Raw genomic sequence first — 25,423 nt, 5'->3', positions numbered from 1 at the left:
ACAACAAAAGACTTGAATTCACCACGATTCATTTGCCGAATAAGCCAGCTTGAAAGAGGGAATAAACATGAACAACCGACATGATCCTAGCCGCCAAATTATTGCGCCCCATGGCCGCGAACTCAGTTGCAAAAGCTGGCTTACAGAAGCGCCAATGCGAATGCTAATGAATAATTTACATCCAGATGTCGCCGAGCGCCCCGAAGACCTCGTGGTATACGGCGGGATTGGACGAGCCGCAAGAGACTGGCAATGCTACGACAAAATCATCGAAACATTGCAGCGCTTAGAAGATGACGAAACTCTTTTGGTTCAATCTGGTAAGCCTGTTGGTGTATTTAAAACCCATCAAAACGCACCGCGAGTACTCATTGCGAACTCAAATTTAGTTCCCCATTGGGCAAACTGGCAACACTTCAATGAGCTCGATAAGCAAGGCTTGGCCATGTATGGGCAGATGACCGCAGGTTCTTGGATTTACATTGGGACGCAAGGCATTGTGCAGGGAACCTATGAGACGTTTGCGGCGGTTGCGCGTAAGCATTTTAATGGTATTGCTCAAGGAAAGTGGATCCTTACTGGTGGCCTTGGTGGCATGGGCGGGGCGCAGTCTCTTGCGGGAACAATGGCAGGTTTTTCTGTTCTGGTTTGTGAAGTCGATGAAACCCGTATTGATTTTCGCTTGCGAACTCGCTATGTCGATAAAAAAGCCCACACTCTAGATGAAGCATTGGCGATGATGACCACAGCTGAAACACAAGGAACGCCTGTTTCCATTGGTTTGGTGGCGAATGCTGCGGATGTTTTTTCTGAACTTGTTGAAAGGGGGATTACGCCGGACGTTGTTACCGATCAAACCTCGGCCCATGATCCATTAAACGGTTACCTGCCCCAAGGCTGGACCCTTGAACAAGCCACAAAGCTCCGCCTTGAAGATGAAGATGCGGTTGTGATGGCTGCAAAGGCATCCATGGCGGTACAAGTTAAAGCGATGTTGATGTTGCAAGAACGCGGCGCCGCGACTTTAGATTATGGTAACAATATTCGGCAGATGGCGTTTGAAGAGGGGGTGGAAAATGCTTTTGATTTTCCGGGGTTTGTCCCTGCTTATATTCGCCCTCTATTTTGCGAGGGCATCGGCCCATTTCGCTGGGCTGCCCTTTCTGGTGATCCTGAGGATATCTATAAAACCGATGCGAAGGTGAAAGAGCTGATCCCTGATAATCCACAGCTCCATAACTGGTTGGACATGGCCCGTGAGCGTATTGCTTTTCAAGGTTTGCCGGCAAGGATTTGTTGGGTAGGTCTCGAAGATAGGGCGAGGCTAGCATTGGCATTTAATGAAATGGTTCAGTCTGGAGAACTGTCAGCACCGGTTGTGATTGGTCGAGATCATTTAGACTCAGGCTCTGTGGCAAGCCCCAATCGTGAGACTGAGTCCATGATGGATGGCTCTGATGCCGTTTCAGATTGGCCTTTATTGAATGCACTATTGAACACTGCAAGTGGCGCAACCTGGGTGTCTTTGCATCATGGTGGTGGGGTCGGTATGGGCTTTAGTCAACATTCTGGTGTCGTCATTGTTTGTGATGGAACCGAAGCGGCTGCAGAGCGTGTCGGGCGTGTTCTTTGGAATGATCCCGCAACCGGCGTCATGCGCCACGCCGATGCAGGATATGATATCGCGCAGCGCTGTGCGCGCGCGCAAGGATTAGACCTGCCGATGATGGAGGGGAAGTGATGGATAGCTTAGAGCTTCAGCCTGGGCTGCTTACATTAAAGCAATTGCGTGCGATTAGCCAAAGCCCTGTGACGCTTTCCTTGGCAGATAAAGCGTTGCCGGCAATTGAGCAAAGCGCTCAGATGGTGCAGCAAGTGTTAGATGAGCAACGCACGGTTTATGGAATTAATACGGGCTTTGGGCTGTTGGCGAATACTAAAATTGCTCCGCAAGATTTAGAGTTATTACAACGGTCAATTGTACTGTCGCACGCAGCGGGTATTGGGCAGTTTATGCCGGATGATACGGTGCGTTTAATGATGGTGCTTAAGATAAACTCGCTTAGCCGAGGTTATTCTGGCATCCGCTTGAGCGTGATTCAGTTTCTAATCCAGTTGTTGAATAAGCAAGTCTATCCGTGTGTGCCTGAAAAGGGCTCTGTTGGGGCTTCTGGCGATTTGGCGCCGCTGGCGCATATGAGCTTACCGATTATTGGCGAAGGGCAGGTTCGTTATCAAGGCCAAGTCCTTTCAGCAAAAGAAGGGCTTAAAATTGCAGGGCTAGAGCCTCTAGCACTCGCCGCGAAAGAAGGCCTCGCGCTGTTAAATGGCACACAAGCTTCGACAGCATTTGCGCTTGAAGGGCTTTTTCGCAGTGAAGATTTGTACGCCTGCGCAGCCGTTGTTGGTGCGATGAGTGTGGAGGCGGCAATGGGGAGCCGCAGTCCTTTTGATGATCGGATTCACGCAGTTCGAGGCCAGCAAGGACAAATTGATTCTGCGCGCGTATTTCGGCACTTATTGGGAGACAGTTCAGAGATCTGCGAAAGCCATGCGGGTTGTGACAAAGTACAAGACCCATACTCTTTGCGCTGTCAGCCGCAAGTGTTGGGCGCTTGTTTAGGACAAATTCGTCAGGCAGCAGATGTACTTCAAATCGAAGCCAATGGCGTCACGGATAACCCGCTCGTGTTTGCCGATAGTGGTGACATTATTTCTGGTGGCAATTTTCATGCAGAGCCAGTGGCTATGGCCGCAGATAATTTGGCAATCGCGATTGCGGAACTCGGTGCAATTGCTGAGCGACGAATCGCCTTGTTGATTGATTCTAGTTTGTCGAATTTACCGCCCTTTTTGGTCGATAATGGCGGCGTAAACTCTGGCTTTATGATTGCGCAGGTTACCGCCGCAGCGTTGGCATCAGAAAATAAAACCTATGCGCACCCAGCCTCTGTAGACAGTTTACCGACGTCAGCAAACCAAGAAGATCATGTCTCCATGGCAACGTTCGCTGCCCGGCGATTGCGGGAAATGGTAGAAAACACTCAAGGTATTTTAGCTATTGAGTTACTGGCCGCAGCACAAGGGCTTGATTTTCGTCGGCCGCACCAGCCAAGCCCGGCGATTGCATCGGCAAAGGCGGAACTGAGAGAATTGGTTGCCTATTATGACCGAGACCGTTATTTTGGTCCTGATATCGCGCTCGCAACGAAACTCATTGCGAGTGGCAGCTATACTCTATATTTGCCAAAAGGGGTTCTGCCAAGCCAGCCTTGTTAAAAGCGATAATTTTTCAAGGTACTCTATAGCAGCTGTTTCTTATGCAAAGGGGCGGCTGTTTTTTATGCCAATTGTTCGATTGTTCATCGGCTTTCGCGCCTCCTACTTATCTCCTATAGGGATGTCACTCAAATTCTGCTAAATATTTAGGTAATCCCTTTGATTTGTAAGCAAAGTCGCAATTTGAGTTTTAGACCTAATGTTTCAAATAACCTCGCCGATAGCTTGGTATATGCTAGCTATGATTTTTGTAAATCAAAAGTCGCATTAGAGTTTTATGAACTATAGTTTTTATTTAAATCAATAGGATTGAATTAACAAAGAGAGGCGCTAACGATGAAGCTTTACAATTTGGTTGTTCGCTTGTTTGTATTGTGTGGACTGGCTCTTGCTAGTGTGACGGCTTGTTATGCTGCACCTTCCGCTGCAGATTATGGGGTGATATTGAACCTTTCTGGCAAGCAGCGAATGCTGACTCAGAAAATGACCAAGGAAGTTGCCTTGATCGCCTTGAATGTTGATGCAGAGAAAAACTTAAAAAACCTAGCTGGCACTTCGGCATTATTTGATAAGACTCTAAAAGGTCTTAAAGATGGCGATAGTTCGTTGGGATTACCCGCAACGGATAGCAAGCGCATTGTGCGTCAACTGGATAAGGTTGCTGGCATTTGGGCAGAGTTTTACCCAGCAATTCAAGCTATCACAGCTTCAAAAGCAGTCAGCCAAGAACAGTTATCTACGATTGCTGCAAAAAACCTACCTTTGTTAAAACAGATGAACAAAGCCGTTGGTCTTTATGAGAAAGAAGCCAAGAAAAGTGGCCTAGAAGCCGCGCCAGGTTTGGCTGCAACGCTCAACTTATCCGGGAAGCAGCGGATGTTGTCGCAAAAAATGAGCAAAGAATTTTTCTTGATTGCGCTGGGCCATGATGTTGAAAAAAATAAGTTAAACCTTCTTGAAACCTACTCTTTGTTTGACCGCACCTTGAAAGGCCTAAAAGACGGTGATGAGGTGTTGGGTCTTCCGGGGACAAAACCACAACATATCCTTGATCAATTGGAAGTTGTGAGCGGCTTGTGGGTGAAGTTTAAGCCACTGGTGGAAAAAGGTGCTGACTATAAAACAACCGCCCTTTCAGCTGAGCAAATTAACCAGGTTGCAGCGTCGAACTTACCGCTTTTGAAGCAAATGAACGCGGCAGTTAAGTTATATGAGAAAGAAGCTGCGAAATAGTTTGATGGTCAGTGGTTGTTAAAGGATTGGTTTGGGAGCCCTTATGCTAATTAAAACAAAGTTATATGCCAGTGGTGCTTTACTGTGTGTGTTACTCCTTGGCATTAGTATAGGGGCGATGATGTCCTATGGTGGTTTAGCACATCGTTTTGAGCAGGTTGTTGTTGCTGCCGAGAGCAGTGCGCAAAGTGCTGAAAAAACAACGCAAGGTTCAGCACAGGGTAGTGAAAAGCTGGGCATTGTGAATGCTGACATGTTGCAAATTGTCGATGGCATTAAAAAAGCCAACCAACGCACAAAGCTTATATCTGCCAAGGTCGATGATATTAATTCGACTTTGGCGGAGCTCATCGAAACGATTGAAGAACTTTCCGAAGATGTATATGACGACGAATCGCTGTCTATTTTGGAAGAAGTTAGTGATGAAATTGGGGATATCAGTGAGCGTTTGCGGCGTGAAGCGCTGATAAACATTGTTGAATCGTCAAAAAACATGGATGAATTTAGCAATCAATTGTCAGCTGAAGCCGTTCAAGTCTCTAAGTTGAATAGCTTTTTGCAAGAGCAGGTTGCCGTAAGCCAATCCACTAAAAAAACCAGTGATGAAATTGAAGCATTAGCCGCTGAAGCTCTGGTGGAAGTGAAGTGGCAACAAACTTCTTTTGTCACTTCGTTAGTGCTGGTGGCAGCCTTTGCAGCCTTTGTCATTTATATGTTGATTCGCGCGATTGTGTTGCCTATCAATAATACAGTGAGTTTGATGCAAGATATTGCTGACGGCGATGGCGATCTGACTCAGCGATTAGAAAGTGGTAGCAAAGATGAAATGGCCTTGATTGCGGGGGCCTTTAATCGCTTTGTGGAGAAAATCCAACAACTACTGATAGAAGTTGGACAATCCATGGAAGAGCTTCAACTGGCCTCGAATCAAACGCTGCAAGCCATGAACGATGGCAACAGTGCATTGATTGATCAGCAACAAGAAGTTGAACAAATCGCGACAGCGATTAACCAGATGAGCGTGACGTCTCAAGATGTCGCCCAAAATGCTATTGGTGCAGAAGATGCTGCTGTTGAAGTGAATCAGCATGCAGACTCAGGCAAACAAGTCGTCAATAATGCATTGAACTCTGTGTCAGGCTTGGCGAGTGAGGTGCAAGGTGCCGTTGCGGTTATTGATACGCTGAATCAAAAATCCACTGCAATTTATTCGGTCGTCAATGTGATCCAATCGGTATCTGAGCAAACAAACTTATTGGCTCTCAATGCGGCGATTGAAGCGGCGCGCGCTGGAGAGCAAGGCCGTGGTTTTGCGGTCGTTGCAGACGAGGTTCGTTCTTTAGCCGCCAAAGCAGAGAGCAGCACGAAAGATATTCGAAACATTATTGATGAAATTCAGTCGTTAACTAAGCAAGCCGTGACGGCTATGGAGTCTAGTCATGCTGCCAGTGCGAGTACACTTAGCGATGCACAATTAGCGAGCGACTCGTTGGATGCAATTACAGGCTCAATGCATACGGTTACAGAAATGAATACTCAAATTGCCAATGCTGCCAAAGAGCAAACTTCGGTGACGGATGAGCTGAATCAGCGGATTATCCAGATTAATGAGTTGGGTCATATCACCACGACACAAGTGGCCAATACTGTTGAAACCTGTGAGTCTTTGAATCACGTAAGTGAAACGCTCGCGCAGCAGTTGTCTCAATTTAAGGTGTAGTTTGGCGTGGGTAAGATTAGGTGAATGACATTCTTTATGGGATGAAAAGGAGCTTCGGCTCCTTTTTTTGTCGCGATCTATTCATGGTAATTTAGGTTGTTAACTTCTGGATTAAGACCATTGTCTGTGTTGTTCAAGTGTTCACTCTCTTTTAGGGTGGAGCTTAGTTATCCAACAGAGAAGCCCCATGGAAACAATTGCATTTCAAGATAGTTATCCAGATGAATTAAGCCACTGTTTTGGTTGTGGACGAAATAACCCGCAAGGTCATCAGCTAAAAAGTTATTGGCAGGGGGAACAAACAATTGCCCATTACACGCCTGATGAAAAATATACAGCGATTCCGGGATTTGTATATGGCGGCTTACTTGCCTCTTTAATTGATTGTCACGGAACGGGTAGCGCTGCAGCCGCTGCCTATCAAGCAGAAGGTCGGGCGCTCGGGAGTTTACCGGCGTTACGGTTTGTAACCGCAGCATTGCACGTCGATTATCTTGCGCCAACGCCAATGGGAGTGCCATTGCAGTTGGTGGGGACCATTCTTGAGGTGAAAGCTAAAAAGGTGGTCGTTGATATTCAGTTAACTGCCGACGGTGTCGTCTGTGCGAAGGGGCAGGTTATTGCTGTAAAAATGCCCGAGACGATGACTCTGTCGTGAGATGCTTGTATCTGTCACACGATGAGGCCTGCGTTAGCAGGCCACTAGAGGGCGTTCGTTGTGTGGCTAGCGTGTATCAACTTCGAGCACCTTTAAACGGAGCATTTCTTTTTTCCAACGACGCTTATCGATGTCTTCAACCCATATGATCCGGCTGCTACGGGTTTGCCCTTTGCGCAGGTATGTTTCTGGCTGGCGATAACTCGCTTGCCAAGCTTTCATGACTTGCTGGTCAAGTTGGTGACCCGCGTCATCATAGAAGGTTACTTCTACTTCGACAGTCACGACGCCATCAGAGTTGTTGCTTGCAAGCTCAAATTGCATCCCGAGTTCATCATCACGCCATGTCGACTTTTCATAACGCACTTTGACGCCATCTTTGGCGGCACTTGCCAGCAACCCTGATTGCAATAAGTGGTCTGCACTCATAGGCTGAATATCACTAGCGTGGGGGGCCTGATTTGTCGGCGTTGCCGCTGGTGGGGTTTCTTGTCCGGACCTTGGGCTTACGGACGCTTGAGGTGCAACTGCAATCGCAGGTGTCACTTGGGACTCTGGTTGGGAGGGCTTTGTGAGGATGACGTACTCCCAAGTAAAGTCATCTTTAAGCACGACGGTTGCGCCATTTTCTAATGTAACAGTCGCAATGTTGGCGGCAGTTGTTGCCCAGCTGACCAGCAATAAGCTGATCCATAAAAAACATTGATAGATAATTTTTGTCATGTTGGAAACCTTCAATCAATAGACGACCTTACGATAAACCTTGCCGCACTGAGATGCTATGGATTCTTGCTGATTTTATATCTTTATTTCCTTTAAATGGGGTGACAAGGCGTAAGTCCGTCGGCTAGGATTTCTAGCGGGTGTCAGCAGTTAACTTATGCTAAGTTAGCCAGCAGTAACGATGTGCAATCAAGATGCAGGGAGTATCACAGTGGATCAGGAATTACGCTCGCAAGTTGGAGAGTGGCTCACCTCAATGGGTATCAATGGACAGGCGACGGATGGCTTGTCGACTTCAATGGCCCTATTGGGTTGTATGCTACTGGCAATTGGCTCCTACTATTTTGTAAAGCGTGGCGTGGTGAGCGCAATGAATCTAGTCATTCAGCGTTCTAAAGTGACTTGGGACGATGTATTCATGCGCCACAAGGTGCTTGAGAAATTCGCCATGCTTGTACCTGCATTAGTATTGAACCTGTTGATCCCGATGGCCTTAACAATGTTCCCTTTGGCGGCGATGCTTGCTGATCGCGTACTCAGTGTTTGGGTGGTGATTTTGCTTATCAACGGTGTATACGTGTGCCTGGATGCAGCCAATGAAATTGCCGATGTGAATCTGGTTAGCCGTCGCCTACCGATTAAAAGTTTTGTGCAACTATTTAAGCTATTTCTCTTTTTTGTTGGGATCATTGTCTCGATTTCTGTACTTGCCGATGAATCTCCAGTTTATTTTTTAAGTGGTTTAGGTGTGGCAACCGGTTTAGTGATGCTCGTCTTCCGTGACACAATTTTAGGCTTTGTTGCCGGTATTCAGCTTGCTGCCAATCGTATGGTGAGCCCTGGAGATTGGATTGAAATGCCTAAATATGGAGCGGATGGTGATGTAGCTGAAGTGACATTAACGACGGTAAAGGTCCGCAACTGGGATAACACAATTACCATGATTCCAGCCTATGCCTTGGTGTCTGATGCCTTTAAGAATTGGCGTGGCATGTCGGAATCTGGTGGGCGTCGTATCAAGCGTTCTGTCGCTTTGGATATTCAGAGTATTCGATTTCTTACCGAGGAAGATATTCAGCGGCTGTCGCATATCAACTTGTTGAAAGCGTACCTCAGTGAAAAACAAGATGAACTTAATGCTGTCAACTGTCAGCTTCCGGCTGGAGAGTTAGTGACCAATGGTAGAACATTAACAAATATCGGTACATTTCGAGCTTATTTGCTTGCCTATTTAAAGCAGCATCCCAAAGTTCACCAAGATATGACCCTATTGGTGCGTCAATTAGCCCCTTCAGCAGAAGGGGTGGCAATAGAGGTATATCTCTTTATTAATGATACTCGCTGGGCGATCTATGAAGATATTCAGGCCGATATTTTTGATCATATTTTCGCCATCTTGTCAGAGTTTGAGTTAAACGTATTTCAGCGCCCTGCGGGTACTGATATGCGCCAACTTGTGGCTAAGACTTGAAGTCTGGAATTGTTTTCGGTTTCCGGCCAGAAATACCTTGATAGAAGCTTAAAATTGCCCGCATATCATTTTCTATATCCCCGGTGACATACATTGGCTGACATAAGATGACTTGGCGGTTTGCGAAATCAAAGCCTACTTTGATAATCGGAACCTCTGCTTTGGCGGCAATATGATAAAAGCCAGTTTTCCAACGCTCGACAGTGCTCCGAGTGCCTTCAGGGGCCAATGCAAGTTTAAATGTATGATTGGATTGAAAAAGCTCAACAACAGCATCAACGAGGTTGTTGTTTTTACGCCGATCAACTGGATGGCCTCCAAGCGCTTTAAAGAACCATCCCCATGGCGGCTGAAATAGCTGGTGCTTTCCTAAAAAATTTATCGGTGTACCTAAGGCTCCACGTGCGATCACACCAAGAACAAAGTCCCAGTTGCTTGTATGGGGTGCAACAATCATGATGTATTTAGACTGTGAGGGTAAAGTGCCTTCGATTTTCCAGCCGCAGATTTTTAAAAGCCAACGGCAAATGACTTGGAACATAAGTGCTCAATGTTAATAGTGGTAGAATTGACTAGTTACCATTGTAGTTTATCTTAGATTATCGCTTCAAATGTGGTGCCACATTGAGAAGTGAGTTCAAGCACTTTTTAGTCAAAGATTTATTGAGAACAAAGGATTGGACGATGAGACAGTTTATTTGGGCTTTGGTTTTGCTCAGCCCTTTGAGTTTGGCAGCTTCCCCGCAAGAAGAAATCACCCAGGTCATTACGGCGCAGCAACAAGCATGGAACCAAGGAGATTTGGATTCCTATATGAAAGGATATTGGCAGAGTGAGCACATGCGCTTTGTGACTCAAAATGACTTTCGATATGGCTGGGAGCCGACGCTTGCAGCCTATAAGAAACATTATCCTAATAAAGCAGCACTTGGTGAGCTCAAGTTTACCATCCATCATATCCAGTTACTCAGTGATGTCGCTGCCATTGTGGTAGGGCGTTGGGAACTTACGCGCCAAAAAGACAATCCCAAAGGTGTTTTTACTTTGCTGATGGAAAAAATTGAAGAGCAGTGGTTGATAACCCATGACCATACTTCGGAGTAATACTGCCTACTGATTGGCGTTCCGCAATGCTTTAAGCGAGTGATTGTTGACGAGGACAGAAATATCGCTAGCCGTCAAAGGGCTCTGTTCGAACGCCCTTATCTTCTTCCTTGTCAAACTGAAATACTTGGCGACCGAGTTGTCGCCCCTTTCCGTCGTATCTAACTTCCACAAACTGACAATGGCCTTGACGGCTTCTTAAAATCACTGATGTCGAACGAGTTCCATACTCGGGATGGCGGATATAGATAGAAGATAAGCGACGTTCCCACTCTAGGCTGACGCCAGTTTCAGGCAATTGGTCGTCGGTCGGTTGAGATTCATCTTGCATGATGGAGAGCAGGTCATCGATTGAAATCGTTTGGTTTTGTTGAATATATGCTTCGAGTGCTTGTTCTCCTTTCGCCATTTTGGGCCACTTGTCATCCATAGCGCCATTGCTAATGGCATGAAATCCGTCAGCTAAGTTTGTTAATTGGTGAGTTGCGCTGTGGTAGCAGCACAGCTGGTGCTGATGTGGGAATACAAGGTTGAATGGATTATAGGCTTTGCTATGTTGCCGCAGCCAGTCAGGAGATATCGTTGTAGATGTCAGGGCTTTTACGACAAGATCGCCGCGGCTGCGCATATTATTGCTTTGCCCTTGAGGATCTCGAATATTCGTGAGCGCAGCGACTTGGCCTAGTTGATTTAATCCAAGCCAAGTGCCCCCAGCGAGCAGATCCTTGCCAGCCAGCAGCTGTTTACTCGGTGGCCAAAAGTCCGCAGGTGCAGTTGCGCGGTGATGGAACTCATCTCGGTTAGCACAGACGATGAGGTCGTATGTTGCGTGGCAATTCAAACCAATAAAGAGAATACACATAGGCTGAGCTTTGAGGGGCGATGTTTATAACTTAGCCCCTTGGTGATCAAAATAGAAGCGTAAATTTAATGGTGATGACCGTGGTCATGATGGTGATCGTGCGGTTTACCACGAATGACCATGAGTTTGCCTAAAAAGTCTCTCGGACCTAGGCGAAGTAGGCTTAATGCAAATAGGATGGCTAAGATACTTAAAGACACCACTTGGATAAAGGATGGAAAAGCGAAAAGGGTTTGCCAATGGCCAATCCACATGTTGGCGACGTATAAGCTGACGAGTAATGCGGCGATAGCAGCGATAGCTTGCAGCGGACTCAATAGTTTGAGTTGCTTAATGTTCAACCACGGTGCGGCAATGAGGGGTAAGAACACGGCAATCGGTTCCCAGCCGCTATAGGCCAAAGCAACGGCGAGTACAGCGGCACCAAGGTTGCAGAATCGCATCGGTAAAAAGACCATCAGCAAAATTGCCACTTGGGCGTATGGGTTTGCTAGTGGTACTGAAGGGTGACCAATCAAGTTTGCAAGAATTAAGCTGAGCAATACCCAAGGTGCACTTCGATCGATAAGATGAGCAAAACCGAAGCGTATCGGGCTGCTCGGGGTGTCAAGGTGTGGATCCGTTGGCATTGCTTTTGTCAGTGTAAGTATTGTACCAATCATCAATAAACTGGCAGTTTGAGTGAGCGCAAAAATTGGCCCAAGCAGTACCAAGCTAATAACCAGCGCTTCAGGTCCACATAGCCTTTGCAGCCATAGTGAGCGTCTTGAAGATGTGGTTGGTGATTGGCCGAAATGGAAGCGTATAGCAGCAATGCCATAGCTAAGGAGCAGCACAGGAGCAATGGTAAGCATCCAGTCAATAAGGTGCTCATAGCTACTTTCATGATGGTGGTGTTCGTGTCCACCCGAATCCATCATCAGTAAAACAAACAGTAAACCTAATCCCAGTAAGCTGCCAACGCCCGCTTGGTACTTGAATCGCCCGGAATCCCCTGTATCCGGCTGTCCGTGGGGTTGGTGTACCACGACATGGAGGATTGAGCCGGTAACAAATGCTTGTAGGTAAGCAGTGTTGTCTAGGCTTAGTTGTGTAAGCCATTGTTCTCCCGCAAAATATCCTATTGCGGTCAACACCATCATGCTCGCAATAACCGCACTGGCCCAACGTGTGCCAACCTGTGGTTTGAGCAACCACCAGATAGCAACACCGACGGGCAGTCGATGTAAAATGACACCTAAAGCCAGCAAATTTGAATTGTGTTCTTGCTGTGCAAGAACCATTGCTCCACCGTCAGTTAGGGTATGCAGTAGCAAGCCACCGATACCGAGCACTAGGGTGAGGTTGTGCGTTATCTCGCTGTATTTATGAAATATTTTTTCGCTTGCCGTTGGACCCCACAAGCCGAGCAATACAAAGAAAATCGCTAGCAGGCCGCCATGTTCAAGTAGCTCAGGGAGAATATGTACGAGGACCAAGCCTCCGAGAGAGACGAATATAAAGCCGTCTAGCCCTTTATGAAGACCATTATTTGTGGCAAAAAATCGATAAAAAATCGGCCCTAGCAATAAGGCGATACAGCTAGAAATAAGATAAAGCATGGTTTCCAAGCGCAGACGATTTACGAACGGCACAGTATATCAGCATTCGATTGGTGGAGCAGAGATTACAGAATAAATTTGCTATTTTTTGACTCAAATATAAGTTTTTGATGCTAAAAGTGGTTGAGCCGTCGCAGAAAAATGCCTATCGCTCTTTTGTGGGAGGCTCAGGGTCGGTGGTTTAAAGTTTTGGCAGTAAATAACTGTCTCTGCATGTTGAAAAAGAGATACAATATAGGATTGTGTTGATTTTACTCTGATGACTTTTTATGGATATCCTCTCTGCAGCTTTGATGCTGTTTCTTATTATGGATCCCCTCGGGAATCTACCTATTTTCGCGTCTATTTTGCGACATATCGATGCCAAAAAGCGTCGCCGTGTGCTCGTTCGAGAGTTGCTCATATCCTTGGTTATCATGCTGCTGTTTTTGTATACCGGCGAAGCGATGCTAAGTGTGCTGAACTTGCGCTCTGAATCCGTGAGTATTGCTGGCGGTATCATTCTGTTTTTAATCGCAATTAGAATGATATTTCCACAGCCGGGTGGTGTTGTGGGGCTCGCTGCAGGTGAAGAACCGTTTATTGTACCGCTCGCGGTTCCTTTGATGGCCGGGCCATCAATTCTTGCTGCGCTGATCCTTTTGGCACATACCGATGGTGAACGCATGCTGGATTGGACGGTCGCTCTTCTCATAGCATGGGGGCTGAGTGCGATCATCCTACTGTTTTATAAGGTCTTTAGCCGATTGCTTGGGGAGAAAGGCTTAACTGCTGTGGAGCGCTTAATGGGGATGGTGCTCGTGATGATTTCTGTGCAAATGTTCCTTGATGGTATCTCTTCATACATTGGGCAAAACTAACTCTTTTTATTTCGCTAAGTGTTTAGAGCCAGTTTGGTGTTATTTCGTCACCAACTGGCTTTTTTTGTGAGCCATATTTAATCTTAAACGGATAAGTAGCGACTAAGCTTGAAAAGTTAACTGAACCCGAGCTGAATAGAGCTGGAGTTGTAGGAAGAACTTATTGAGGCAATTTGGAAACTATTGTTACCCTGTTGTGTCAAAGCTGTTAAAGGAGTGCATTTTGAAGCGAATACACACAATTTGGATGTTAGTGATGATAGCGATTGGCGGTTGTCATTCGTCAGAACAGGCATCACAACCCGTAACTGAGTCTCAGACTCAAACGGCGAAAGTAGTAAAGCCGTTACCATGTCATGCCATGCCACCTATCCGTGATACGACTAAGTTAAAGCAAAACCTCATCAAAAATGGTTATATCACAGCGGATATGACGCCAGAGCAAGCGGATGCCAAAGTCGCTGAATATATTCAAATGCGTCAAGAAGCCTTTAAGCGCTGTGGGAAAGACATCAAAGGGAAGTCATAGAATGAAGAAATATCCAGTCGCAATGGGCGGCGCTCTAGGTCTCATGCTGGCAATTACCGGCAACGTCGGTGCTGCGCCAATTGAACGGACACCAGCAGATGCCGGTGTGATAAACGAACAGCAAATTCTTTATTGGCTAATGAAGCGTGGGGAGCTTGCTGTTGACGCAACGCAAGTAGAGAAAGCCGCAGCAATTCGGTCCTTTACGCTTCATGCTGGCGCGACGCCTAAAGCTGGTCGATTGGAAGTGGAAGCTGAAAAGCGTCGATTGGCACAAATTCAACTTGAGAAGGCTGATAAACGCTTAAGCCAAAGAGCAACACCTCCTGGCGATGCGTTGATTCAAAAAACGGTGAAAGTACTCGGGATTTTAATTGATTTTCCTGATCTTCCAAATAATGACAACCGGCTCTCGGTCGGTGATACGGATATGTACTATCCAAGCTATCCAATCAATCATTACAGAGACTTGCTGTTTTCTACTTCAGGATTCACAGGTCCTCAAGGGCAAAATTTACAGTCGGGTTATCAGTACTTCCAAGAAGAGTCAGGGCAAACTTTTTTCTTCACCGGAGATGTAAAAGGTTGGTATCGGGCTGCAAATAATGCGGCATTTTATGGTGGAAACGGCTCGAGTGGAGATGGTGATGTTGCGGTTGAAACATTAGTACAAGAAGCGGTCACTGCTGCAGTGGCGGACATGACTGCCACTGAATTGGCTTCTTATGATGTGGAAGACCCCTATGATTTAGATTCCGACGGAAATATTGACGAACCTGACGGCATTATTGATCACATTATGCTGTTTCATTCTAGTATCGGCGAGGAAGCCGGTGGTGGGGTGTTAGGGGATGATGCTATCTGGTCGCACCGATTTTTTATCAATCAGCAAGATCGAGGTTACACCATACCTGGTACATCGATGAAGGCTTATGGGTATACCATCCAGCCGATTGATGCCGCTGCGGGAGTTTGTGTCCATGAATTTGGTCATGATCTTGGCCTGCCGGATGAATATGATACAACCAATACAGGTGATGGCTCCCCGGTCGGTTTATGGTCATTAATGTCGGGTGGCAGCTGGGTTGGTGCACTCGCCGGAACTCGCCCTAGTGGTTTTAGCCCGTATGCGCGCTCCTATTTGCAAGAAAAGTACAAAGGGAATTGGATTAAAGAACAAGATGTTGAACTCGCGGATATTACCAATAACCCAACCAGCTTTAGTATTAACAATGCTGTAAACCATGAAGCGGGTACAGTAAACCAGTTGTCTGTTGCATTACCGAGTGCTTCGATCCCATTCGAAGCGCCAATTTCAGGAAGTTACCAGTACTATTCTGATCAAGGAAATTTGCTGAATAATGTGCTTAATTTTGATGTGGACTTGCCGAATGCGACCCCATTAGCTTTAGAGATGAAAGCGCACTGGAATATTGAGCAAGATTGGGATTACTTGCAGGTCATGGTAGATGGTGTTCCGGTTGCTGGAAACCATACGCAAGCGATCAATCCTCGTAATAATTCGACAAACTATTTGTCAGGTAGTTCTAGTAGTATCACTGGTGCTGCAGCGCCAAATAATCGTGTAGATTTAGCTTATGACTTAAGCGGCTATGCGGGACGCAATGTGACCATAAGTATTCATTATGTAACGGATGAGTCTGTTTCAGAATATGGCTTTGCTGTCGATGACATTCTGGTTACTCAAGGCGCTGCAACATTATTTAGCGATGGTGCTGAGGCCGCAAATGCTGTGAGTTTAAATGGCTTTGTTAGAATTGGTTCTGAACGTCCAGGAGCTGCACGGCGTTATATTGTGCAATTGCGTAATTATCAAGGCGTTGACTCGGATTTACGTTTGATGGGTTATGAGCCCGGTGTTTTGCTGTGGCTAGAAGATTTCAGTAATGCCGATAATAACGTTTCTGTTCACCCTGGTACGAGTTTGATTGGGGTTATCGATGCTGACCAAAACATGATCGGCTCAAGTGGAACACAGACTCAAATAAGAGACGCTGCATTTAGCATGAACGATCAAACGGCCTATGCAAATGATAACCACTTAACGGCAGTTTCAAGATTTGATGATGCTTTGGATTACTCAAGTCCATCTCAACCTCAATCCGGCATGATTTTGTCGACACTTGGGTTAACGATGGATGTGATTGAACAAGCGACTGACTCGAGCACAGCCACGGTAAGATTCAACTTAAATGGCGATTTGCCACTAGCAGCAACAGTTGCATCAAGCCTTGAAGGGTTAACTGCTCGTTTTACGTCTACGGTTTCAGGTGGGGAGCCAGCTTATCGTTATTCTTGGAACTTTGGTGATGGCTCTGCAGTAAGTGAGCAAGCGTCTCCAAGCCATACTTATGCTGCGGCAGGCACTTATAACGTTACCTTAACGGTGACTGATAGTGCGGATGCCAGTGTTACCGTAACGGAGTCTGTCACGATTTCAGTGTTACCTGTTGCTGAGTTTAGTCTGAGTACGAATAACTTAAGTGTAGAATTCATATCTACATCAACAGGGGGCTCATCGTCGATTAGTAGCTATTTATGGGATTTCGGCGACGGCAATACTTTAACCTCAGCGAATGCCTCACATACTTACAACGCAAGTGGCACTTACACCGTTACACTTACCGTCACAAATAATGATGGTGTGCAAGCAAGCACTAGCCAAAGTGTCACAGTGTATGTTGTTCCGACGGCAGGGTTTACGGCGAGTTCGACGGATTTAAGCTTAACGCTTACGAATACGAGTTCAGGTGGCCTAGGGAGCTTAAGTTATCTATGGGACTTTGGTGATGGTACGGGAAGCACTGCGCAAGCACCATCGCATACCTATGGCGCTGCGGGGACTTATATTGTGACGTTGACGGTGACCGACACGCAAAACGAAACCAGTACGGCGATACTCACAGTGACTGTGTCTGCGCCTGTTACTCCGCCAACGACATCGAGTAGTGTTAAAAGCTCTGGCGGTAGCTTAGGCGGTGGAATATTGGTTCTTTTATCTCTTTTAGTGTTCAGAAGACGCTGGAATTGAGATAGCCGAAGTAAACAGTAAAAGCTAGCCGTTTCATTCGTTCTAAAGCACCTCTTGTAGGTGCTTTTTTATTTTGTGAACAAAGGATTAATCAGATCCGGGTCAAACTTTTAGCGGATAACAACTCGATTTTTAAAGCTGACCGTGCGCTTGCTGACAATTTAACCTATAAATTGTGATGTAAACGGAAATAATAGGCGTGTAACAGGCATATTATAGTGGATACGCGTCCCCAAGGAATGGTTGAATTGCGATACTTTTCATTCTTGTTCAGAGAGTTAAATAATGGAAGGGGGCTAATTATTGGCCTGCTTCTGTATGTGTTGCTGGTGAGTTTTTCTAGTCAAGCCCAGCAACCGATCAAAATTGGTTACCGTGTCGATAGTGCGCCCTTGCAGTACAGAGGTGATCTCGGGGAAGCAAAAGGGGTCTTAATCGACTACTGGCGAACTTGGGCAGAGGTGGCAAATACGGACGTTGAGTTTATTGCGGGTACGAATGCACAAACTCAAGCTTGGCTTCAGCAAGGGGAAATTGATGTTATAGCCGGTGTATTTCAAAGCGCTAAAAGAGCCAAGCAGATGGCATTCTCGGTGCCGTTGTTACACAGTGCCTATTCTCTTTTTTCCCACCCAACTTTAGCGCAAGTTGAATCTATCGATGATATCAACCTTTACACCGTTGGCGTCACACTGAACAGTTACCATCACCAATGGCTGCTAGAAAACTACCCGAGTGCCGATATTAAAACCTACTCAGGATATCGCCAGCTGTTTGAAGCTGCGGTACGGGGAGAAGTGCAGCTTTTTATTAGTCAGGGGTTATATCTTCAGCGTTATCTGCAATCTCACCCAAGTAAGGTCAAATTTAATCGATTAGAGAAGTCTATTTATGACCGGGGCTATCATGCTGCGGTGCGCATTGGGAACCAAAAGTTAATTCAGAAAATTGACCGCTATGCGCAGCTGGTAACCAATCACAGTAAAGATGCCATTTCGGCTAAATGGAGTGGGTTTCATTGGGAATATGTCGAATCCGAAAATGACAAAATTTCGCAACGTTTTATTGATCGTTTGACCCCCGAAGAAAAGCGATGGTTACAGCAACATCCAGTGATTGAAGTGGGGGTCGATGGCCGCTGGCCTCCCGTAGATTTTTTTGCTGAAAGCGGAGAACACTCGGGAATTGCCAATGATTATGTCAAGCTGTTGGCAAAGAAGTTGAGGGTTAAACTGGTTCCTAAGAAGTTCCGAAGCTTTAAGGATATGTTGGCCCAATTGAGAGCAGGAAAAATCAAGTTTGCGGCGACGATTGTGAAAACTCCAAGGCGCGCACAAGACTTATGGTTTAGCTCTCCTTACTTTGGCGCGGTAAAGGTCATAGCCAGTCAGCGTAACGGTGAAAAGTATACGACGCTAGCACAACTCAATGGTAAAAAAGTTGCCATTGAAGACGGGTTCTTTTTGTATGATGTGATTATCGAGCGTTACCCTCAAATTCAGTTACAGACGTACCCTACGACTGCAAAAGCGCTGAAGTCTTTGTCTTTTGGTGAAGTAGACGCATACATCGGCAATCAAGCTGTGATCTCTTGGTTGCAGCACAATTTACAATTAACCAATATCGAGCTGTCCGGTGACCCTGGCTTTCCCCGTTCCTTGCAGCGGTTTGCGGTTCATCAAGACCCAGAGTGGCGACCGCTGTCGACAATTATTGACAAAGCACTGAGTAGTATTACGGTGGCAGAGCGGCAATCCATCCTTAAAAAGTGGGTGAATCATCCGCTTTCTGAACAATCGATTCCTCTGAAATTAAGTTTCGAACAAAGCTTATGGCTGAATAAGCACCCACAGTGGCGAGCGGGTGTGAATAAGCATCAAGCCCCCTATGAGTTTGTTGATGAGCAAAACCGGCACCAAGGGATGTCAGCTGAGATCATGGCGTTGTTGGTTGAGCAATTGGATGTAGAGCTTTCAACGAATACCCATTTAAGTCGTAAAAGTGCGTTAAACAACTTAAAACAAGGTCGTATCGATCTGATGCCATTGCTGTCACCAACGACCGAAGGGCGTGAGCATTTGTTGTTTACCAAGCCGTATATGCGCAGCCCTTACATGATTTTTGTACAAGAGGAAACGCAATTTGTTTCTAGTATTGATGATCTCAGTGGCCATCAAATTGGTGTGGTCGATCAGTATGGCGTTGAAAGTGTACTAAGGCGAGACTACCCCGAGTTGGCGCTCGTAAGCTATGAAAATACAGAGGCGGCGCTGGCAGCGTTAAGCCGAGGTAAAGTAGATGCTTTTATTGGGGCGCTCGGCGCGACGACTTGGTCTATGACGGAGCAAGGAACTAACAACATTAAGGTTGCTGCACCGACCGCTTACCAATTTGAACATACGATAGGCGTTAGAAAGGACTGGCCAGAATTGATCCCCATTTTAAATATGGCGATTGATGGTTTAAGTACACAACAAATAAAAGATATTGAACATCGCTGGTTTGTGGTTGAGTTTGAACATCAAGCAAGTAGCTATTTGATCAAGCGGGCAATACTCCTCACTTGCTTGGTTATAGCACCTATTTTTATTGTCATTTTCATATGGAACCGGAAATTGCAGCAATCAAAAGATTACCTTGCTGCAAGTCGCGAAACACTGGCTCAAGCAAAGTTGGCTGCAGATCAAGCCAGTCATTTTAAAAGCCAATTCCTAGCGAATATGTCCCATGAAATTCGTACACCTATGAATGCGATTGTTGGTATGACGCACCTGTTACTTTCGACAAGTTTAGATGAAAAACAGCAAGATTATGCAGGGAAAATAAAGCGGGCCTCATTAACACTACTAAAGGTCATTAATGACATTCTTGATTTTTCTAAAATAGAAGCAGGTAAGCTTGATGTTGAGGTTCACCCTTTTCAACTCAATGATATTGTGACAAATATTTCCAATTTATTTGCTTTAAAAGCATCTGAAAAACAACTCAACATTTATCTAGATATCGACCCTGAAATTCCTGACACTTTGGTTGGAGACCCGCTTCGAATCGAGCAGGTTTTGATCAATCTGACCCAAAATGCTTTGAAATTCACAGAACAAGGGCAGGTGATCGTAAAAATTCGCTTGGTCGAACAAAGTGAGCAGCAGGCAAGGCTCAAGTTTGAAGTGATTGATTCTGGAGTCGGGATTTCTGAAGCAGCATTGGAAAAGCTTTTTCGACCTTTTACCCAAGCGGATAATAGTTACACAAGAACCCATGGCGGGACGGGGCTGGGTTTAAGTATTTGTAAGTTGCTGGTGGAGCTTATGGGGGGCACCATGTCAGCAACGAGTCAAGAAGGCTCAGGCAGTACTTTTTGCTTTGAGCTCTCTTTAGCGACATTGTCGGCACCGAGCCGTAAAGAGGCTTATCCTATCACGGCCGAGTTACGTGGGATGCGGGTTCTTGTCGTCGATGATAATGCTTTTGCCCGACAAATTAATGCTGAAACTTTACGCTCTTTCTCGTTCCGAGTTGATGTGGTCTCTTCAGGAATGGAGGCTATTGAGGCTGTTCATCGCGTGAACCACAACGACAATGAGCAGGCGTATCAGCTGATTTTGATGGATTGGCAAATGCAAGGGATGAATGGCATTGAAGCAAGCCGAAGTATCAAGTATCTGCAGTTAAAAGTGATGCCCGCTATTATTCTGCTGACGGCATACGGTCGTGAAGACGTGATGCAGCAAGCTGAACATGAGCAGCTTGATGCCTTCCTTATCAAGCCGCTTAATGCATCACTACTTTTTGACAGCATCATGAAAGTATTCCATCAGCAGGGGGGCACCGCCAATCCGGTTGCGTCTGTGAATCAACCGCCTTTGCAAGGGCAGGTTTTGCTTGTAGAAGACCACCCCATTAATCAGGTTGTCGCCAAAGAAATGCTTGGTTTAATCGGTATCAATGCGGTGCTCGCGAGCAATGGTCAAGAGGCGCTCAATATATTGGAAATGCAGGCTTTTGACCTTGTGTTAATGGATATACAAATGCCCGTAATGGATGGTTTTGCGACCACAAAAGCGATCCGGAAGCAGGGGCGATTTGCAGAGTTGCCAATTGTTGCAATGACGGCGCATGCCATGAAGGATGACCAGCAACGTTGCTTTGAAGCGGGGATGAACGACCATATTGCAAAGCCGATTGACCCTGAGCGTTTGTACTTTGTGCTTAGCCAATGGCTGCAGCCAGTAAAAAATTCACCAACCAGCCGAGATTCAGAACGTTTGCAACTATCAATGCCTCAAGTTGCAGGGTTAGATGTGAAATGGGGCATTAATCGGGTCGGTGGCAATGATCAACTTTATACAAAGTTAGTCGCTGATTTTTATCAGCGTCACAAGCTTGATCTGGAGCAGATTGAAAGTGCCAAAAATGAGGGGCGATTTGATGATGTGAAACGAATTGTTCATACCATCCGTGGAGTCGCGGGCAATATTGGCGCGAAGCCATTGGAGCAGTCTGCTCGCGATTTTGAGCAAGTTATTGCCCTTGGTGAGCCCGCATTTGAACAGGGGCAATGTAAGATGTTCCGCTATCATTTTTCTGAACTATTTGAGGCGCTTGCTGCAAGTCAGTATGGTGACCCGTCACAGGACAAGGTGATAGCTATCGATGATGCCGACTTAAACCCAGAGCAATTGCAATCGGTTTTGCATCCCTTATCTGAAAGCCTGTCCAAAGGTGATCCTGCGGCAAGATCACAAATAAAAGCCCTTCAGGGGCAAATCCCACCAGAGTTGTTCAGCTTATTATCAGAGCAAATTGGTGAGTTTGAATTTGACCATGCACTCAATATTGTCAATGAGTTCCTGAGTCAGCAAATTAAGGGTGCCAAAAAAAATGAATACTGAAATGGATAGTATCCTAATCGTCGATGATGAAACCTTTTACATTGATGTACTCGTCGAGTTATTAGCTGGGCAATACAAAGTCGTTGTTGCTAAAAATGGCCAGCAAGCTTTGGACCGCATCGCGAAAGGCTTTGAACCTGACTTAGTGCTACTGGATGTTGTCATGCCAGAAATGGATGGTTACCAAGTTTGCCAAGCACTGAAGGACAGCCCTAGCACGTGCGATATCCCAGTCATATTTTTAACCGTGAAGAGCGATGTAGACTCGGAAATTTATGGTTTTGATATCGGTGCTGCGGACTATATTGCAAAGCCTTTTAGTTTGCCAATAGTGAAAGCCAGAGTGGCGACGCATTTAGATTTGTCGCGTGCTAAAAAGCGATTACAAGCGCACAATTTACTATTGGAAGCCAAAGTTATTGAACGCACACAAGAAATCTCTAGAACACAGGATGTGGCAATTTTTTGTATGGCGACGGTAGCAGAAACCCGAGACAACGAAACCGGAAAGCACCTGCGTCGAACGCAGCATTATGTGCGCCTGCTGGCAAATTATTTAAGCCAAGACCCTAAATATCAAGAGCAACTTACACCAACTTATATTGATCTCTTATACAAGTCAGCGCCATTGCATGATTTAGGTAAAGTGGGTGTGCCAGACTCAATTTTATTAAAGCCCAGCAAGTTAACGCCGGAAGAGTGGGAGCTGATGAAACGCCATGCTTCCTTTGGGCTCGACGCACTTGAAAAAGCCGAGCAAGAGTATGGTTCGTCGAGCTTTCTTGCGGTCGCGAAAGAGATTGCGTTTGGCCATCATGAGAAATGGGATGGGTCGGGTTATCCGCTGGGAATATCGGGAGATGCGATACCGCTTTCCGCGAGGTTGATGGCATTGGCCGATTGTTATGATGCGTTAATCAATCGTCGTGTGTATAAGGATGCGTTTAGTTATGAATCTGCGAGTGAGATAATTTTAGAGGGTAGAGGCCGACACTTTGAGCCTGCAATTGTCGATGCATTTATTGCGCTGCAACCACAGTTTATCGAAATTGCCCAAAAATTTGCCGATGACGAGTAAGCCTTTAACGTTTGCAGGCGGTGTTCACCATCATTTATTGCGGCAGTTTGAGGTGTTGTATTGCTTGCTGTGCTTTCGGTAAAAAAGCTTCGCAAACAATCATCTGATGCTCTTGATAGCAGAAGTAACGTCGGCGTCCCCACAGGGATTCCGCGGTGGGTTGAGATAGGGTGCTAGCGAGTTGAGCTAAGCGGCTTTGGTTTGAAAAATGTGCCACTTCGACTTTGCCCGGCACAAAATTGTCATTGGCATACAGTAACTCACCGAGAGAGCGTGTACCCAAATTGACAAAGTCTTGCTCTCGACTTGAAAACAGCTGCGCTGGGATGAGAGTTCGGGCAAACACCCAAGGTTCGGAGTCTACACACAAAAGTACTTCCCGCACCCATACCTGAGTTTGATTTGGGTATTCGCCTTCTAATGGCGGCAAAAAGTCTTCGCCAAGCACCTTTACTTCAAAGTGGGTTCCGCACTTTTTAAGTCGCTTCGTTAAACTCCCCTTCGCTAAAATCCATTCTTTTAGCGGATTATCGGGTAACTGAGCGATTTTATCTGGCGAAAACCATTGAATTGATTCACCATAAGGGAAGCTTAAGCTGGTTACATTCATCCATAACTCGGTACAATACATGCGAACTGAAGCAGTCTAGCATGTTGTCGGACGCTCAGGTAGATTGGAAGTGCAAGCCAGCTCTTAGAATTGCTGAAAAGGTCAAAGCTGTTATGAAAAAAATCACACTCATGTTGTTGATGCTCATTTCGTTAACGTTTAACGCGTTTGCCGAAGACGAAGAGCTGGAAGAATATGCATATTATGGGTTCGAACCCGATATAGTGACTAACTATATCTCAACGGGGAAGAAGCTCGGTTTCGTGCGGCTTAGTGTTGAGCTTATGGTAAAAGAACAAGATGACTTATTACGACTTGAGCATCATGACCCGTTACTGCGTTCGGCTATCGTCGAAATTCTGGGTAATCAAACGGAAGATAAAGTGAAGTCAATGACAGGACGTGAAGAGATACGTCGTGAATGTTACGACACTTTGAATCGCTTGCTTGAGGCGGAAACAGGCAGACCACTTGTTGTGAATTTACTCTTCACCAAGTACCTCTACGACTAACGCTCAATTTCGGGTGCTGACGGCATCAAGTTTTGTCAGTACCCGAGGCCATATTGTTCAGCCTGAAACAGGCTTCCTCTGCTTTTATCTGGTTTGCACATGCCCTCAACAAAAAACACACCCTCAAAAAATGATGCGGCATCGCGTCGAGCAGCCAACAAAAAGCCAAAAGCCAACGCTTCTCGCACTCGGCAGCACAAACAAGGAGCGAGTCGACGTCAAACTGCTCAGCGTTCCGTTGGGAAGACCGCCTCAGCAAAGCCTCTGCACCCTCGAAACATTCATAAAATGGGTTACAATTTTGAGGTGCTGATGGCACATGCTCCCCAACTCAAGCCCTTTGTCAGACCTTCCCCTTTTGGCGCGCTGTCGATTGACTTTGCTGACCCGCAAGCTGTGAAATGCTTGAATGCAGCACTACTTTCTTTGCACTATGGAATTCATGATTGGGATATACCGGATGGGTTTTTGTGCCCTCCTGTGCCTGGGCGGGTCGATTACTTACACTATGTTGCCGATTTACTGGCGGACTCTGGCAAGATCCCAAAAGGAGGTCAGGTAAAGGCTCTCGATATCGGAACTGGCGCCAATGGGATATACCCACTCCTCGGGCATGCTGTGTATGGTTGGCGTTTTGTCGCCTCTGATATTGATCCTCTGTCACTTACGAACGTTGAGCAACTGAAAAGGCACAATCAATTAACTGAACAGCAATTGGAGCTTCGGCATCAACAGAGCGCTGCGCAGATTTTTGATGGGATTATTCAACCCAATGAAAGGTTTGATCTGACGCTTTGTAATCCACCGTTTCATGAGTCCTTGGCACAAGCTGCCGCAGGAAGTGCGCGTAAACATGCAAATCTCACGGCGAATAGGCAGAAAAAGGGAATACAGACACCTAATCGTGCCAATGCGTCGCTGAATTTTGGTGGACAAAAAGCAGAGCTGTGGTGTGACGGCGGTGAAAAGCAATTTTTGCACAATATGATCCACGAGAGCGCGAAGTTTTCTGCGCAATGTTTATGGTTCTCTAGCTTGGTTTCAAAAAAAGAAAATCTGAAACCTTGTCAAATGTGGCTTGAAAAGTTGGCAGCGCAGCAGGTTCAAGTGATAGACATGTCTCAAGGAAATAAAATGACTCGCGTATTAGCCTGGACATTTTTAGATCCGCAGCAGCGTCGCACTTGGGCGAAATTTAGAGCGTAACACTCACGTTTTGTGCTTCGGGGTCACCCTCCA

Annotated in this window: 19 protein-coding genes; 14 read left to right on the top strand and 5 right to left on the bottom strand. The window is 46.1% G+C overall.

Going from position 1 to position 25,423, the window contains the following annotated elements:
* The first annotated feature begins 67 nt into the window (after window positions 1–67).
* From hutU to IEY18_RS15005, 5 genes are all read left to right on the top strand, one after another.
* Window positions 68–1,741, top strand: coding sequence for a urocanate hydratase (gene hutU, locus IEY18_RS15025; protein WP_188922300.1), 1,674 nt, complete (start codon window positions 68–70; stop codon window positions 1,739–1,741).
* Window positions 1,741–3,279 carry a histidine ammonia-lyase gene (gene hutH / locus IEY18_RS15020; RefSeq protein WP_188922298.1) on the top strand — a complete coding sequence of 513 codons (1,539 nt, stop codon included), beginning with the start codon at window positions 1,741–1,743 and terminating at the stop codon, window positions 3,277–3,279. Before hutU ends, hutH begins: the two co-directional genes overlap by 1 nt.
* A 336-nt stretch (window positions 3,280–3,615) precedes the next feature.
* On the top strand, window positions 3,616–4,512 hold the full coding sequence (locus IEY18_RS15015; RefSeq protein ID WP_188922296.1) for a type IV pili methyl-accepting chemotaxis transducer N-terminal domain-containing protein: 897 nt from the start codon (window positions 3,616–3,618) through the stop codon (window positions 4,510–4,512).
* 43 nt (window positions 4,513–4,555) lie between these two features.
* Window positions 4,556–6,232: a methyl-accepting chemotaxis protein gene (locus IEY18_RS15010; protein WP_188922294.1), complete on the top strand. Its 1,677-nt coding sequence runs from the start codon at window positions 4,556–4,558 to the stop codon at window positions 6,230–6,232.
* A gap of 187 nt (window positions 6,233–6,419) precedes the next feature.
* Window positions 6,420–6,890 carry a PaaI family thioesterase gene (locus IEY18_RS15005; protein WP_188922292.1) on the top strand — a complete coding sequence of 157 codons (471 nt, stop codon included), beginning with the start codon at window positions 6,420–6,422 and terminating at the stop codon, window positions 6,888–6,890.
* Between the two features lie 66 nt (window positions 6,891–6,956).
* Here the strand turns inward: IEY18_RS15005 and IEY18_RS15000 are convergent, their stop codons facing one another.
* A complete protein-coding gene (locus IEY18_RS15000) occupies window positions 6,957–7,613 on the bottom strand; it encodes a DUF3157 family protein (protein WP_188922290.1) in 657 nt (218 codons plus the stop codon).
* Between the two features lie 211 nt (window positions 7,614–7,824).
* Between IEY18_RS15000 and IEY18_RS14995 the strand changes: the two genes are divergently transcribed.
* Complete coding sequence (locus IEY18_RS14995) at window positions 7,825–9,084, top strand: mechanosensitive ion channel family protein (RefSeq protein WP_188922288.1); 1,260 nt, start codon at window positions 7,825–7,827, stop codon at window positions 9,082–9,084.
* Here the strand turns inward: IEY18_RS14995 and IEY18_RS14990 are convergent.
* Window positions 9,074–9,625 carry a lysophospholipid acyltransferase family protein gene (locus tag IEY18_RS14990; protein ID WP_188922286.1) on the bottom strand — a complete coding sequence of 184 codons (552 nt, stop codon included), beginning with the start codon at window positions 9,623–9,625 and terminating at the stop codon, window positions 9,074–9,076. The two genes, IEY18_RS14995 and IEY18_RS14990, sit on opposite strands and share 11 nt — an antisense overlap.
* 143 nt (window positions 9,626–9,768) lie before the next feature.
* On the opposite strand from IEY18_RS14990, the gene IEY18_RS14985 reads away from it, so the two are divergent.
* Window positions 9,769–10,188 (top strand): YybH family protein, encoded by a 420-nt coding sequence (locus tag IEY18_RS14985; RefSeq protein WP_188922284.1) that lies wholly within the window; start codon window positions 9,769–9,771, stop codon window positions 10,186–10,188.
* Window positions 10,189–10,255: 67 nt separating this feature from the next.
* On the opposite strand, the gene IEY18_RS14980 is transcribed toward IEY18_RS14985, so the two are convergent.
* Complete coding sequence (locus IEY18_RS14980; protein WP_188922282.1) at window positions 10,256–11,050, bottom strand: NRDE family protein; 795 nt, start codon at window positions 11,048–11,050, stop codon at window positions 10,256–10,258.
* A 65-nt stretch (window positions 11,051–11,115) separates the two neighbouring features.
* The gene (locus IEY18_RS14975) at window positions 11,116–12,651 is read right to left on the bottom strand and encodes a metal transporter (protein WP_188922280.1); all 1,536 of its coding nucleotides are present in this window, start codon (window positions 12,649–12,651) and stop codon (window positions 11,116–11,118) included.
* A gap of 269 nt (window positions 12,652–12,920) precedes the next feature.
* Between IEY18_RS14975 and IEY18_RS14970 the strand changes: the two genes are divergently transcribed.
* From IEY18_RS14970 to IEY18_RS14950, 5 genes are all read left to right on the top strand, one after another.
* On the top strand, window positions 12,921–13,511 hold the full coding sequence (locus tag IEY18_RS14970; protein WP_188922278.1) for a YhgN family NAAT transporter: 591 nt from the start codon (window positions 12,921–12,923) through the stop codon (window positions 13,509–13,511).
* A 223-nt stretch (window positions 13,512–13,734) separates the two neighbouring features.
* Complete coding sequence (locus tag IEY18_RS14965; protein ID WP_188922276.1) at window positions 13,735–14,040, top strand: hypothetical protein; 306 nt, start codon at window positions 13,735–13,737, stop codon at window positions 14,038–14,040.
* Window position 14,041: 1 nt separating this feature from the next.
* A complete protein-coding gene (locus IEY18_RS14960; protein WP_188922274.1) occupies window positions 14,042–17,092 on the top strand; it encodes an immune inhibitor A domain-containing protein in 3,051 nt (1,016 codons plus the stop codon).
* A 218-nt stretch (window positions 17,093–17,310) separates the two neighbouring features.
* On the top strand, window positions 17,311–21,984 hold the full coding sequence (locus IEY18_RS14955; RefSeq protein WP_188922272.1) for a transporter substrate-binding domain-containing protein: 4,674 nt from the start codon (window positions 17,311–17,313) through the stop codon (window positions 21,982–21,984).
* A 1-nt stretch (window position 21,985) separates the two neighbouring features.
* Complete coding sequence (locus IEY18_RS14950; protein ID WP_229779964.1) at window positions 21,986–23,062, top strand: response regulator; 1,077 nt, start codon at window positions 21,986–21,988, stop codon at window positions 23,060–23,062.
* A gap of 34 nt (window positions 23,063–23,096) precedes the next feature.
* On the opposite strand, the gene IEY18_RS14945 is transcribed toward IEY18_RS14950, so the two are convergent.
* Complete coding sequence (locus IEY18_RS14945) at window positions 23,097–23,672, bottom strand: chorismate--pyruvate lyase family protein (protein WP_188922264.1); 576 nt, start codon at window positions 23,670–23,672, stop codon at window positions 23,097–23,099.
* A 113-nt stretch (window positions 23,673–23,785) separates the two neighbouring features.
* Between IEY18_RS14945 and IEY18_RS14940 the strand changes: the two genes are divergently transcribed.
* Window positions 23,786–24,184: a flagellar basal body-associated protein FliL gene (locus tag IEY18_RS14940; protein ID WP_188922262.1), complete on the top strand. Its 399-nt coding sequence runs from the start codon at window positions 23,786–23,788 to the stop codon at window positions 24,182–24,184.
* Window positions 24,185–24,277: 93 nt separating this feature from the next.
* Entirely contained in the window at window positions 24,278–25,390 is a 1,113-nt protein-coding gene (gene rlmF, locus IEY18_RS14935) for a 23S rRNA (adenine(1618)-N(6))-methyltransferase RlmF (protein ID WP_373290757.1), read from the top strand.
* Window positions 25,391–25,423: the final 33 nt, after the last annotated feature.

It is taken from the genome of Shewanella gelidii, assembly GCF_014647855.1.
GTDB classification, from domain to species: domain Bacteria; phylum Pseudomonadota; class Gammaproteobacteria; order Enterobacterales; family Shewanellaceae; genus Shewanella; species Shewanella gelidii.
Note: the sequence above shows the minus strand (reverse complement) of the source record. Positions and strands in the feature narration are given on the sequence as shown.